The organism is Anaerococcus sp. NML200537, assembly GCF_026131715.1.
GTDB lineage: Bacteria > Bacillota > Clostridia > Tissierellales > Peptoniphilaceae > Anaerococcus > Anaerococcus kampingae.
The window spans coordinates 40,335-54,169 of record NZ_JAMXSL010000013.1 but is presented as its reverse complement, the minus strand read 5'-3'; the positions used below and the strand labels follow the sequence as shown (position 1 = coordinate 54,169).

General features: G+C 37.9%; 15 protein-coding genes. 11 read left to right on the top strand and 4 right to left on the bottom strand.

All coding sequences use genetic code 11. The features are described from left to right. Positions 1-1,178: Rib/alpha-like domain-containing protein (locus NH288_RS05295; protein WP_265213676.1), on the top strand; the 1,178-nt coding region annotated here is incomplete at its 5' end. 928 nt (positions 1,179-2,106) lie between these two features. Here NH288_RS05295 and NH288_RS05290 read toward each other — a convergent pair. From NH288_RS05290 to NH288_RS05280, 3 genes are read right to left on the bottom strand one after another with little or no spacing between them, the layout of a single operon-like run. After that, entirely contained in the window at positions 2,107-2,652 is a 546-nt protein-coding gene (locus NH288_RS05290; protein WP_265213674.1) for a tRNA (mnm(5)s(2)U34)-methyltransferase, read from the bottom strand. Then, complete coding sequence (locus NH288_RS05285; protein ID WP_265213672.1) at positions 2,652-3,203, bottom strand: ImmA/IrrE family metallo-endopeptidase; 552 nt, start codon at positions 3,201-3,203, stop codon at positions 2,652-2,654. The genes NH288_RS05290 and NH288_RS05285 overlap by 1 nt, the downstream gene beginning before the upstream one ends. Continuing rightward, positions 3,203-3,604 (bottom strand): helix-turn-helix domain-containing protein, encoded by a 402-nt coding sequence (locus tag NH288_RS05280; RefSeq protein WP_106460977.1) that lies wholly within the window; start codon positions 3,602-3,604, stop codon positions 3,203-3,205. Before NH288_RS05280 ends, NH288_RS05285 begins: the two co-directional genes overlap by 1 nt. Before the next feature lie 141 nt (positions 3,605-3,745). Between NH288_RS05280 and NH288_RS05275 the strand changes: the two genes are divergently transcribed. Continuing rightward, positions 3,746-4,987, top strand: a complete 1,242-nt coding sequence (locus NH288_RS05275) for a DNA polymerase IV (protein ID WP_265213669.1) — start codon at positions 3,746-3,748, stop codon at positions 4,985-4,987. 139 nt (positions 4,988-5,126) lie between these two features. Here the strand turns inward: NH288_RS05275 and gltS are convergent, their stop codons facing one another. Then, a complete protein-coding gene (gene gltS / locus NH288_RS05270; protein ID WP_265213668.1) occupies positions 5,127-6,305 on the bottom strand; it encodes a sodium/glutamate symporter in 1,179 nt (392 codons plus the stop codon). A gap of 312 nt (positions 6,306-6,617) precedes the next feature. Between gltS and NH288_RS05265 the strand changes: the two genes are divergently transcribed. The 9 genes from NH288_RS05265 to NH288_RS05225 all read left to right on the top strand — a co-directional run bounded on the left by NH288_RS05265 (position 6,618) and on the right by NH288_RS05225 (position 13,782). After that, on the top strand, positions 6,618-7,766 hold the full coding sequence (locus NH288_RS05265) for a glycosyltransferase (RefSeq protein ID WP_265213667.1): 1,149 nt from the start codon (positions 6,618-6,620) through the stop codon (positions 7,764-7,766). After that, positions 7,766-8,557 (top strand): glycosyltransferase, encoded by a 792-nt coding sequence (locus NH288_RS05260; protein WP_265213666.1) that lies wholly within the window; start codon positions 7,766-7,768, stop codon positions 8,555-8,557. The genes NH288_RS05265 and NH288_RS05260 overlap by 1 nt, the downstream gene beginning before the upstream one ends. Then, complete coding sequence (locus NH288_RS05255; protein ID WP_106460971.1) at positions 8,547-9,443, top strand: chain-length determining protein; 897 nt, start codon at positions 8,547-8,549, stop codon at positions 9,441-9,443. Before NH288_RS05260 ends, NH288_RS05255 begins: the two co-directional genes overlap by 11 nt. Further along, positions 9,436-10,092, top strand: coding sequence for a protein tyrosine kinase (locus NH288_RS05250; protein WP_106460970.1), 657 nt, complete (start codon positions 9,436-9,438; stop codon positions 10,090-10,092). Before NH288_RS05255 ends, NH288_RS05250 begins: the two co-directional genes overlap by 8 nt. After that, on the top strand, positions 10,092-10,484 hold the full coding sequence (locus NH288_RS05245) for an SH3 domain-containing protein (RefSeq protein WP_106460969.1): 393 nt from the start codon (positions 10,092-10,094) through the stop codon (positions 10,482-10,484). The genes NH288_RS05250 and NH288_RS05245 overlap by 1 nt, the downstream gene beginning before the upstream one ends. A 183-nt stretch (positions 10,485-10,667) precedes the next feature. Then, positions 10,668-10,991, top strand: coding sequence for a hypothetical protein (locus NH288_RS05240; RefSeq protein WP_234025845.1), 324 nt, complete (start codon positions 10,668-10,670; stop codon positions 10,989-10,991). An 11-nt stretch (positions 10,992-11,002) separates the two neighbouring features. Then, entirely contained in the window at positions 11,003-12,073 is a 1,071-nt protein-coding gene (locus NH288_RS05235) for an ABC transporter ATP-binding protein (RefSeq protein WP_265213662.1), read from the top strand. Further along, entirely contained in the window at positions 12,073-12,957 is an 885-nt protein-coding gene (locus NH288_RS05230) for a carbohydrate ABC transporter permease (RefSeq protein WP_106460967.1), read from the top strand. The genes NH288_RS05235 and NH288_RS05230 overlap by 1 nt, the downstream gene beginning before the upstream one ends. 6 nt (positions 12,958-12,963) lie before the next feature. Further along, positions 12,964-13,782 carry a carbohydrate ABC transporter permease gene (locus NH288_RS05225; RefSeq protein ID WP_265213659.1) on the top strand — a complete coding sequence of 273 codons (819 nt, stop codon included), beginning with the start codon at positions 12,964-12,966 and terminating at the stop codon, positions 13,780-13,782. Positions 13,783-13,835 lie beyond the last annotated feature (53 nt).

The following is a 13,835-nucleotide window of genomic DNA, read 5'->3' as shown; positions in this document are numbered from 1 at the left end:
CAGTAACAGTTCCAAATTATCCAGGAGATAAGGAAAAACCAAAAGTTACAATCGATGATCCAAAACAAATTCCAGATGGCAAGACTCCAGGAACATATGAAGTAGATGTTACAGTTGAATATCCAGATGGATCTAAAGACAAAACAAAAGTCACAGTAACCATCAAGGATGACAAAGACAAGGATAAATATGAACCTGAAACAAAACCAGTTGAAAAAGAAAAAGGTCAAAAACCATCAGATAAAGAGATAACAGATGCAGTAACAGTTCCAAATTATCCAGGAGATAAGGAAAAACCAAAAGTTACAATCGATGATCCAAAACAAATTCCAGATGGCAAGACTCCAGGAACATATGAAGTAGATGTTACAGTTGAATATCCAGACGGATCTAAAGACAAAACAAAAGTCACAGTAACCATTAAGGATGAAGAACAATCTGAAAAACCAAAAGTAAACCAACCAACCGAAGGCGATGACAAAATCACAGGAACTGGTAAACCAGGCGCTGAAATAGTAGTCAAAGACAAAGATGGTAATGTAATTGGTAAAACAACAGTTGACAAAGACGGAAACTGGGAAGTAAAAGTACCAGCTGATAAGCCATTAAATAAGGATGACAAGATAACTGTTGAACAAACTGAAAAAGGCAAAAAACCAAGTACTGCAGAAACAACAGTAAAAGGTAAAGCTGACAATGGATCAGGTAATGGTCACATAAATATTCCATTCATCCCAGATTCAAATGCTGATGAAGGAAATGATGACAAGAAACCTGAAGAAGATAATAATAAGAAAGTAAAAACAGAAGCAGAAAAGAACCCAGCTATTACACCAGAAAAAACTGGCGTAAAGGATAAGAACCACTTAACAGATGAAGAAAAACAAGAAGTAATCGACAAAGTTAAGAAGGCTAATCCAGCTGCAAGCGATGTAATTGTAGATGATAAGGGTAACGCTACTCTAATCTATGCTGACGGTTCAAAGAACTTCATAAATGCTGATGATTTAATCTATCAAGTAGAAGCTAAGAAAGAAATGAGATCAAATACTAAAGGTAAGAAAGCAGGCGCAAACGTCAAGACAGGCGTAGGCTCTGTAAGCGGACTAATAGGACTATCAGGAATCTCAATAGCAGGACTACTTGCAAGCAAGAAAAAAGAAGAAGAAGATAAATAAACTTATCTGAAACTTAAAAAACAAGACTCTTAATTGGGTCTTGTTTTTTTGGGTTGGATTGTGATAGTTGGTGGGGTTTTGAAAATAAATATGTGGCTTGTGCATAGTAAATAGTAACATCAAACCATTTCTAATAGACTTGTCCTCTCAGAGCCGGACGGGCTTGCCACGAAAGTCGAAGCAAGGGGGGGAGTTGGAAGCTCTATAAGCTTCCTTCATTTTCCTTTTTATAGATCGAAGCGGAGATAGCTATTACTTTCTTTCTCGCTTCGCTCGACCATTTCATGGAGAGTCCTCCCAGAGCCGGACGGGCTTGCTTCAATCCCAAGACGATAATAAGCACGATATGTTATTATATTCGAAGGCTATATAAACAAATCACCGATGTAAATACAAAACCCACGATATACAAAACCATGAGATTTCCCATTACATTCGAAATGGGAGGATATGGGCTATAAACTTATCTTTAGGATAGATATGAATTGATTCTATATAAAAAACATTGAGGAAATATGAGAAAATCTTGAGAAACACAATGCCCCTTGTCTCGAGCGTAGTCGAGAGACCTATTACGAAAACTGAAATCCTAAGACAGACTAAGAGCAACAATTTACTATATTCGAAGGCTTTGAAAATAAAGCTGTGCTTCGCCATAGTAGAAAATATCACCAAAGCGGTACTAATAGACTTCTCCACTACGGTCGAAGCAAGGGAATTAGTAGGAAGCTTTAATAAGCTTCCATCATTTTTTACTTAGTAGCTTGGATATGCTATAAATTTATGATATAATACATGTAGATTGATCGGGGGTTTCTGCATGTTTTATCATGTGGAGGCCTTTTTTATAGAGGGATAAATTTTTGGGAAAGTAAATATTCTTTCCCAAAAAAAAATAGCCAATAGTAAGTGTTTTTACTGCTTTTGGCTATTTTTCTTTTTCTATTACTAGGATGTAGGGTGGGTTGTTGGGTCTGTTGGTGTAGGTTATTTTTAGGATGGAGTAGGTCTTATTGTCTAGGCTTTCTAGGTAGCTTTCTAGGCTTTGGCTTTCTTTCCTTCCGGCTGGGTGGCCTGGGTAGATTGTTAGTATTATGCGGCCGCCTTTTTTTATAAGCTTTAGGACTTTTTCTAGGCTTTTTAGGGTACTTTCTGCCTTTGTTGTTATGGTTTTGTCTGCTCCTGGCAAATAGCCTAGGTTGTAGATTATAAGGTCTACGGGGTCTTTTATATATTTATCTATTTGGTCATGGCTTGCTAGAATGAAGGTGAATCTTTTATCTTCTCCTATTAGGGCTTTTGTTTTTTCTTCGGCTTGTTTTTGGATGTCGAAGGCTGTGAGGCTTTCTACTTTTGTGTTTTCTAGGATGAATTTACTATCTTTGCCTGTGCCTGCTGTCATGTCGATGGCTGTTTTTATGTCTTTTTTATCTAGGATTAGGTCTTTGACTAGGTCGACTATTCTTTTGGCCATTAGTAGCACTCCATGTTTTTTAGGTCTTTGCCGTCTATATTTCTGAAAAAGTCGGCACTGGTCGGGTTTTCTTTTCTGATGGGCATACCCATCCTGTGCATTTCGTTGAGTTTGAAAATCATGAGGTTGACGTTGACATCGTACATGCTTGCTAGCTCATTGTAGGTGTAGCCTTCTTTGACATCTTCTAGGAGGCTTTTCTCATCTAGGAGGAGATGGGCTGCGAAGATATTTGCTTCTAGCTCCATTTCGTTATTTATGTCAAAGATTTGGTATTCTACCATGCCTTTTGCTGCGTAGGCCTGGTGGTAGATGTCATGGCCCAGCTCGTGGGCGAAGACCATGTTTAAGATCCTGTAGTCTACGTTTGGGTTGTAGAAGACGAAGCGGGAGTTTTTGATGATTTTGTACATGCCTAGAAGCTTAGTGTTACTTTTGAAGGCTATGAGGTGGACTCCACGCTCTTTTAGGATTTCTTTTGGATTTCTGCTGTCATGTTTTTTGATTAGGTCAAGGGTATCCTCATAGATTTGATCGTATGAGTAGGTCATTATTTATCCTTTAGTCTACCGTGCTTTTTGTTTTCTTGTCTAGCTATATAGTAGGCTTCTGAGATTGCATCTAGGATGGCTTTTTTGTCTTCTTCTGGGATTTCCCCTCCTGCCATGAGTCCTACTACTCCGTCTACCAGCTCTCTTGCTTCGACGCCAGCCTTTAGGCCGTAGTTTTCACGGGCTGTGAGGACGAAGTCCTCTTCATCGGTAACTAGGTAGTCGTGGCTGGTGTCTAGGGATTTTGCTAGTAGGTCGTAGGTCTTTCTATATCTAGGCTTGGACAAGCCTAGTTCGTATCTGGAGATGGTCTTTAGGGAGACATCTACCATGTCTGCTAGCTCTTGTTGGGTTAGTCTTTTTTCTTCTCTTAGCTTTTTTAATTTGGTGGCGAAACTCATTTTCTCTCTCCTTCTAGACTCTTAGAGTCTAATATTTTTATTTTGCGCTTGACAAAGGACTCTTATTGTCCTATAATTATCTTAAGTCATTTATTGTCTTAATTATACATTAATAGTCTATGAAATTCAAGAGGAGTTGTTATGAAAAGAATTATCCTACATTCAGATATGAATGCCTGCTATGCTTCTATAGAGGCTAAGCTTAATCCTGCCCTCAAGGGCAAGGCTATGGCTGTGGCTGGCAATCCTAAAAATAGAAATGGCATCATCCTTGCCAAAAGCCAAAAGGCTAAGGAGATGGGGGTTCAGACTGGTGAGCCTATTTGGCAGGCCCTTACCAAATGCAGGGACCTAATCCTGGTTCCTCCTCAATATGACCAGTATCTTAAGCATTCAAAGATGGCCAAGATGATTTATTATGATTATACAAATCAGGTGGAGTCTTTTGGCCTGGATGAGTGTTTTATAGATGTATCTGGCTCTACCAAACTTTTTGGGACAGGCCTTGATATAGCTAGGGAGATTTCTAGGAGGATGAAGGAGGAGGTGGGTCTTACTGTGAGTATTGGCGTTTCTTTTTGCAAGATTTTTGCCAAGCTTGGCTCAGATATGAAAAAGCCTGATGCCATCACAACTATTGACCAGGATAATTGGCAGGACCTTGTTTGGCCACTGGCTGTCGAGGAAATGGTAGGCATAGGCAGGGCGACTAAGTCTAAGCTTAATCGCATAGGCATTTACACCCTAGGAGAGCTTGCAAAGGCTCCTGTAAGCCTTTTAGAAAACCTGCTTGGGGTAAATGGGGTCTATCTTTGGACCTATGCCAATGGAAGGGATGCTCGTCCTGTTGTTGATATCAACCACAAGGATATCATAAAAACTATTGGCAATTCTTCTACCTGCAGGAGTGATCTAGTCAATAACAGCGAGGTTAAAAATGTCCTCCAAGAGCTAAGCTTTTCGGTATCAAGAAGGCTAAGGCAAGCCGGTCTTGAGGCTGGTGGGGTGGAAGTCTTTGTCAGAAATAAGGATTTATTTTCCCAGACCTTCCAGAAAGAATTGCCCCTAAACACCCAATCTTCTATAATCCTTGCCAAAGAGGCCCACGAGCTTTTTATGGAAAAATACGACTGGGATATGCCAGTCAGGGCCGTGGGAATTAGGGCCATAAGGCTGATGAAAGAGGGCTCTGGCAGCCAACTAGATATGTTTCTAGACCATGAGAAGTATTTTAAAAGCGAATCCTGCGACAAGGCCCTTTATGAAATCAGGAGAAAGTATGGCAAGGATGCCATAAGCTTTGCAGCCCTCACAAGAGACATTAAGCTTCCAAAAGAGATAAATGAGATAATAACTTTGCCAGCTAGGCATTTTAATAGTTAGAAACAAGCCTGTCCGGCTCGTGGAGGACTCTCCATGAAATGGTCGAGCGAAGCGAGAAAGCCTGCCCGGCGCACAGAGGGCCCTCCACGGAGTGGTTCGCAGCGAAGCGAGAAAAAACTGACCTCTAGGGCCAGTTTTTTTATGAGAATGTATTTATAAAGAAAGTGATTACTATAGGATTTGTGAGGTTAACAGCAATAGCTAATACTATTGGAAAGATAAACATTGCTACATCTGCTGGGCCCTTTTCTTCGATTATGGCTTCCATATTGGCCATGGCATTTGGGGTTTGGCCAAGGCCTACGCCGCAGTGGCCGGCAACCATGACTGCTGCATCATAGTCCCTGCCAAGGATGTTGAAGGTGACTAGGCTTGTGTATAGTCTGATGAAGATAGCTTGCGCAATCATGATTATGACCATAGGGCCAGCTAGGCTCATTATGGCTTTAAGGTTGAGGTTGATTAGGGCTAGGGATAAAAATAGGCTTAGGGAAATATTGCCTACAGTGTCTATATTTGTCATATTTATCGGCTTTCTTAGGCCATCGTAGATATTTCTTACGATTAGTCCCCCAAATTGGCAGCCCACATAATATGGGAAATTAAGGCCGGTTAGGGCGAGGATTTTATTGATAAAAGTCCCTAAAAGTCCAGCAAGGCCGATTATGATTATGGCCTGGGTTAGGGATTCTTGATTGATAAGGGCAGATATTTTCTTATTATCAAGACCTGACGGGGATCCCTTTGTCTTTAGGGTGTATTTATTTATCAGCCTTTTGGCTGTAGGACCACCCACAAGAGATCCGGCTAGAAGGCCAAAGGTAGCAGCAGCAACTCCAATTGATGTAGACCCACTTGCTCCCAAATCTTCCATGATTTTGCCAAAGCTTATGGCAGATCCGATGCCGCCAGTCATGGATGTAGAGCCCATGGCTATACCGTGGAGGGGATTTATGCCAAGGACTTTGGCAAGGGTGACTCCGATTATATTTTGGAGTGGCAAAAGGATAATTATAGCGATTGCTAGCCTTAGTCCAAGGGACCCAGACATTTTAAGCATGGCAAAGGATGCTGAAAGTCCGATGGCTGTGAAAAATATATTCATAAAGAAGTCTTGGAGAATTTTATCAAATTCAAAATAGGCAAGTCCAGCTTGGCCTAGGATAAAAACTAAAAGGCTTATAAGTAGGCCGCCTATTACAGGGGCGGGGATAAAAAAGGTCCTAAGGAAGGAAAATTTCTTCTTTAGACCCATGCCTAGGATAAGGGCGACGATTGCAAGGCCTAGGCTTTGTAAGATGTCTAATTTTATATTCATAATGACTCCATTCTTATTTTATTAAGATATTATCCTTTTATTTCCCAAAGAAGCAATAGATTTTTTACTATATGAAGCGATTTGTGTACAAAAAAGTATAATATATAAGCCTTATTTGTTAAGGATGAATGCAGGCGTGTTTATCATGCCTAATTTTTTAAAAAAATTTAGAGTTTTTGACTTTTTAATTTAGCCTGCTTTTTTAGCAGGTTTTTTATTTAATAGGAATTTGAGCAAAATTTCAATAAAAAAGCCCCTTCTCCTTGAAATAGTATGGTCCTTTATAATATAATTAGATAATAGGAGAAGTGTATGAAAATTTTATTTTACTTAGCGGGATTTGCCTTATTTTATGCGATGATAGGCTATCCTCTTACTCTTTTGATTTTGGATAAGCTTATCAAAAGAGAAAACGACCAAGATTATTCTATCAAACCTAGCGTGTCGGTTATTATTTCTGCCTACAACGAAGAGGATGTCATAGAAAAAAAGCTTGAAAACATAATTCAAACTGACTACCCAACATATGAAGTTATTATTGCAAATGACTCTTCTACAGATAGGACAGTTGAAATTTGTGAAGAATTTATTAGAAATAATCCTGACTATGATATTAGGATAAACACTGTCAAAAACCATCTTGGCAAGACCAATGCCCAAAACGAGGCGGTGGAAGTGGCTAAGGGCGAGATTATTGTCTTTTCTGATGCCAATTCTATGTTTAAGTCAAATGCCATAAGCGAGCTTGTATCTTATTTTGTAGACGATGATATAGAATATGTGTGCGGCTCTTTGATCTATCACGAAGATGATGAGATTTCATCTGTTGTAGCTGAAAATACCTATTGGAATTTTGAGCTTAAGATGAGAAAAATCGAATCAAATATCAAGACAATAACCAACGGCAACGGGGCAATCTATGCTGTAAGGAAAAAGGACTACAGGCACATTGACCTAGTCAATAGCCACGACTATGAACTTCCTTTATATGCAGCCCTAAATCACAAGAGAGCTCTTTATAATCCAAAGGCTGTGGCTTTTGAGAAGGCCGGTCAGACTACAGCAGATGAATTTAAAAGAAAGGTCAGGATGCAAAGAAGGATCCTTACCAATATATTTACCAACCTCAAAAGGCTAAATATATTTGAATATGGATGGTTTTCATTTTTTACCTTCAACCACAAGACCCTAAGATATTTGCAGGCCTTTTTTCATATAGTTTTATTAGTTACTAACTTCTTCCTACTAGGAGAGGGAGTATTCTACGGGTCATTTTTCTTGATGCAAATAGGTTTTTACGCCCTAGCAATAATTGGCCAATTATCAGGAGCAAAGAGCAAGATATTCTACTTCCCGAGATATTACTGTGCCATGATGCTGGCCCAAATAATAGGGGCTTATAGGGAGCTAAGAGGCTATTCTAAGCCAACTTGGGAAAAGGCGGAGACTACTAGAAAATAATGAATGTTGAAGTATTAATCTCTGCTATGAATGTGGAGAGTATTGATTTTTATAAGAAGTTTAATCTGGAAAGTGACGCCCTAATCATAAATCAGACTGATCACAATGGCTATGAAGAAATTGTTACAGATGATTTTAAGGTGAGGATGATATCGACAGATACTAGGGGCCTTGCCAGAAGCAGAAACCTAGGCCTACTTAATTCAGATGCTGATATAGTAATATTTGCCGATGATGATGAGGTCTTTGAAGAAGGATACCTAGCCAGGGTCAAGGATGGATTTATTTCCTATCCGGATGTTGATTTTTTCGTATTTAAGACAATAATTTATCAGGATGGTCGAGAGATTATAAAGGTTAAGGAAAATAAGAAGCTTGGCTTTTATAATTGCCTGACCTATGGTTCTGTACACTTTGCCTTTGATAGAAAGGCTGTAGCTAGGAAAAATATCTACCTCAATACCAATTTTGGGGCAGGAACAGAAAATGGTTCTGGGGAAGACTCAATATTTATCCTAGATTGCATTAGAAGCGGCCTAAAGGCAAGGACTAATACCGACCTTATAGCAAGAGTCTACAACGATGAGTCGACCTGGTTTGAGGGTTTTAATGAGAAGTTTTTCCTAGATAAGGGAAAGCTTGCCAGGGCCTTATTTCCAAAGGCCTATAGGCTTTATATAGAACAATTTTTAATAAGGCATCCTGAGATGTTAAGAAAAGTAGAAAAAAGTGCAGCACGCAAGCTCATGCTTGAAGGTGCTAGTCAATATGGAGGAGAAGATGGAAAATAAAAAATCGATGTTTCAAGCTACCTTGTCATCAATTATAGCCGGAATAATTGTGGCCATGCTTGTTTACTTTGGTCTGAATTTTGCAGGCTTTAAGGAATACAGGGCAAGTACAAAGCTTGTGACAAGTTCAGTAGAAAATTTAGATGAGGCAAATTCTGCAAATGACTTTGCAAATGTAATCAATTCTAATGCTATTAAACAAAGGACCTTGGATAATCTAAAGATAGATTGGTCCCTATCAAAACTAGATAGCAAGATGAAGATAAAGGCTCTGGATAACTCTGCAGTCGTTGACATATCAGTCACAGACACAAACAAGCTTAGGGCAGAAGATTTGGCAGATGAATATGCAGACCTTTCTGCAACAGTTATTAACAATATTTACAATACTGGTGCAAATGTAATGGAATATTCTTATGAAAATGCCAAGGCTATTGACAATAGCCTAACTTATGCAGGGATTGCTGGTGGCCTAGGATTCTTACTTTACCTATTAGGATCTTTTGTATCAGTTAAAAGATATAATAACAAGCTTAAAAAACAAGAAAAGAAAGACTACAGGCAAAAAGAAAAAAAAGTTAAAAAGCAAGTAGAAAAAAACAAAAAAGAAATCAAAAAACAAGAAGAAATCAAGGAAGAAATTAAGGAAGAAACCTTCACCCAACCTATCGAGAAGATAGAAGATAGGGAAGAAGACTTTGGTGAAACTAGAAAAATCGACAGAAGTGCTATAGACTTGGCCAAGGAAGCGGTAGATGAGCAGGAAGATGAGGGAGAAGAAATAGTTTTTGCTTCACCTCTAAAAGAAGAAGCAAGCAAGGCTTCAAGCAAGCTAGAAATCCTAGGCAAGCTTCCTAAGTATAAGATTGGAGATTTAGATGTTTAGAAGAAAAAAAGTAGACGAGAGAAGAGAGATACTTCTCCAAGCCTTCTACAATCTAGAAGATAAGCTAACAAGCAAGCTTGATCCAGCAGATGCTATAGTAGCCTTCACTGCGACAGATGATAAGACAAATAAGATAAATACAATCTTAGTAATGGGAGGTCACCTGGCAGAAGAAAACGAAAGAATTCTAGTAATAGATGCCAATCTCAGGGCCGATGAGCTTGAGGAGATGAAGGGCTATTATAACAAGAGGGGCTTTGTAGATTGCCTGCTTGGAGATTATGCCCTTGATGAAGTTTTGGTAAAGGAAAATGATAATCTCCACCTTCTTATGACAGGTAGGGTAGCTGATTATGAAGATATGTATCTAGAGCCATCAGCAATCAAAAGTTTTTTTGATGAGGCTATGGTAAAATACGACTATATCTTTGTAAACACAAAGGAAAATATTGACATAGCAGAGGCAAATGTATTTTGTGGCCTAGCTGATAAGACAGTAATCCTAACCAATGAAGAAGCAACAAGAACCTATCTCCTTGAAGAATCTGTTGACCAACTAGAAAGCACAGGGGCTAAAATCCTTGGCGTGGTAGTTACAGATTATGAATACCAAAGCGATGAACTAGACGACTTATTTGGAGGCAATTAATGAAAAAAATCAAAACACTTTTGATCTTAGGTCTTGTAATTTTCTTAGCTTCTTGCCAAAATGATTCTTATGTATCAGTAAGACATCCCCAAGGAGAAGAAGGCCAAGTAGCAGAAGAAGCAAATACAGAAGATAAAAAGCAAGAAGAAGCTGATTTGCAAAAAGAGGTAGAAGAAGAAAAAGACCTTGGCAGAGACCTAGAAGAAGGGGTAGAAGTCATGGTGAAAGATAGCGTAAATATGAGACTTGCTCCATCAGAAAACTCATCCATAGTAGCCGAAGTAGGACCAAATGATGAGATCCTAAACCTAGGCGAAACTGAAGGCTGGACAAGGGTAACAGTAAATGGCAAAACAGGTTATATAAGAAGTGACCTACTCATTAAAAAATAAATAACAAAGAAGGGTACTAAGCAAAAGAATAAATCTTAAATAGGCTATAAGGCGTCTCCTTACTGGCTCAGAGAAGGTTTTATAATTCATAAGGCAAATATAAAAAATATTCTTTTAGCTTTAGGCCCTTATTTTTGTAAAAAAATTTAAAAGATATGTTATAATTAAAATAGAGAGGTTTAAATGATAATTATATTTTTAAAAAATATCTTTATGCCAATCTTTGCGGTGACAGCTGTAATTAGCTTAATTAACTTCATAATAGATGGCAAAAGGGTATATGCCTATGTCAGCATTGTGACAGCTTTACTTGCCGCAATAGCCCTATTTATATCGATTATAAGCCCGGCTAGTGATTTGTTTGTGCAATTATATTTATTGTTATTTTTATTATCAATATCCCTAGTCATCATGGCTTTAAAAAAGCAAATCGATGCTTTTACCCTGATTGGTATAATTTTGATGGTTGTGATGTTGTATCTATTACTAAAATTCCCATTGGTATGAAAGAGGATTAAATGATTAATATCAAAAATTTAAGAAAAGTTTATGAAAATGGCTATGAAGCCTTAAAATCTGTCAATCTGGATATAGAAGAAGGAGCCCTTGTGACCCTTCTTGGTCCTTCTGGTTGTGGTAAGTCTACAATCCTAAATATTATAGCGGGTATACTTGACCCAACTGAGGGAGATATCCTATTTGATAATGATTCGATTGTAAATCTTCACCCAAAAGATCGTGATATAGGAATGGTATTTCAAAATTATGCCCTATATCCACATATGACAGTCCTTGAAAATATAATCTTTCCCCTAACTGTTGGTGAGCATAAGATTAAAAAGGAAGAAGCTATTAAAAGAGCCCAAAAATATATGGACCTTACCTACATTACAGATATAAAGGATAAGAAGCCTAGCCAAATATCTGGTGGTCAGCAACAAAGGGTGGCTATAGCTAGAGCTTTAGTTAAAAATCCTAAGACCCTACTTCTAGATGAGCCTTTAAGTAACCTGGATGCTAGGCTAAGGCTATCTATAAGAGAAGAAATCAGAAATATAGTAAAATCTGTAGGTGTTACCACTGTATTTGTAACCCACGACCAAGAAGAAGCCCTATCAATTAGTGACTACATAGCCCTAATGGATAAGGGAGTCATCCAACAATTTGATAAGCCACAAAACCTATATCTAGAGCCTGCAAACCTCTTTGTAGCTAAATTTATAGGCAATCCTATAATAAATATTTACGAGCTTGATAATACAAAAGATTCTATAAGCAGGGACAATCTATTCTTAGATAAATCAAAGCTTATCGAAGATAGAAAAAAGGCAAATCTTGATAAGGATACCTACCTAGTAGGAATTAGGCCTGAGCATTTCAAGCTTGATCCAAATGGGGACCTAGAAATAGAAGTAGAAACTAGGGAAATGATAGGTCGTTATATGATCTTGCATTTTAATATCCTAGGCCAGGCATCAAGGATGGTTGTCGATTCAGCCCTTGATATAAAAGATGGGGAAAAGATTAGAGTTTCAATTGATCATAAGGCAATCTATATATTTGAAGAAGATGGAAAGAGAGTCTACTAATGAAGAAAAAGTCCTCCTACAGGGCAGAAAGGACCAACAAGGCTTGGTTATACTTGCTTCCTGCCTTATTCTTTATACTGGTATTTAATGTATATCCACTTATTAGAACCTTCTACATGAGTGTTCACAACAATAACATCATGAATCCAACCTATGTTGGCTTTCAAAATTTCCCTATTGTCCTAAATGACAAGCTCTTTAGGCTGGCTATGAAAAATACCTTGATTTATTCGGTCACAGTCGTGCCTTTGTCTATAATCATTTCCATGTTTATAGCCCTAATCCTAAATGAGAAAATTAAGGGAGATAAGTTTTTTGAGACAATATTTTTTATACCTTACCTAACAAGTGTAATAGCTGTAGGTATCGTATTTAGGTATTTATTTAATGGCAAATATGGTTTTATCAACCACATGCTATCCTTTGTGGGTATAGGTCCAATTGATTTTTTAAACAATCCTGACTACAACATGCTAGCAGCCATTATATTTGGTGTGTGGAATGCCCTAGCCTTTAATATAATCGTGATATTAGCTGGTCTTAGGGGAATAGATGAGTCTTATTATAAGATAGCTGACACCTTCGGGGCAAGCGGCTGGGAGCAATTTAAAAAGATAACCCTCCCACAGCTTACAAGCATAATTACATTTTTGTTTTTGACAAGTTTTATTTCAGCCTTTAAGGTTTATAATCAGATTTTCGCCCTCTTTAATGGCAAGGCAGGTGTGGGAAATAGGCTGATAACAGCAGTGTTTTATATATATAGGAAGTTTTATGTGGAATATAGGTACGGTCAAGCCATGGCAGCAGCAGTCCTACTCTTTCTCTTCCTATTAGTCCTAACCTTTGCTCAAAGAAAAATAATAAAGATGATATCAAGGTAGGTTAAAATGAGAAAAGTATTAAAAGTTTTATCATTCATATTCATAATAATAATGGTAGCAGTAACCCTCTTCCCATTTTTGTACATGATATCATCATCATTAATGAGTTTTGGAGAGGTAACACAGATTCCGCCTAAGCTTTTACCAAAGGCCCCACAATTTGCAAACTATGTAGAGGCCATGAAGGCAGCTCCATTTGCAAGATATTTTGTAAACACAGTATTTGTATCCCTAATAAATACTATGGGAACTCTGATAACAACAGTACTTGCAGCCTTTGCCCTAAATTTCCTAAACTTTAAGGGAAAAACAGTCTTACAAAATTTCATGCTAGCCTTATTAATGGTTCCTTTTGAAATAATAATTTTCACCAATTATTCAACCATAGCCAAGCTAGGTTTATTAGATACCTATACAGCACTAATAATCCCATTTTTGGCATCAGTATTTTATATATTCTACCTAAAAGAATTTTTAAAATCTGTCCCAATGGAATTTTATAATGCAGCCAAGGTAGACGGGGCAAGCGACTTTGAATTTATAAGAAGGGTTATGATACCGATGTGTAAGCAAAACCTATTTACCATAGGCCTGCTTAACTTCATAACAGGTTGGAACTCATTCTTATGGCCAATCCTTGTTACAAACACAACAAAGATGAGGCTAATATCAAATGGTCTATCATCATTTGCCACAGAAGCAGGTCAATTAATCCACCTACAAATGGCAGCATCAACCATTACAATCTTACCAATTCTTATACTTTACTTTATCTTCAGGAAGCAAATCCTAAGAGGAGTATCATTTGGAGGTATAAAAGGTTAATCTTGAAAAAAATCCCTAGAGGGGTATATATTTATTGTAAGAACGTAGCTAAA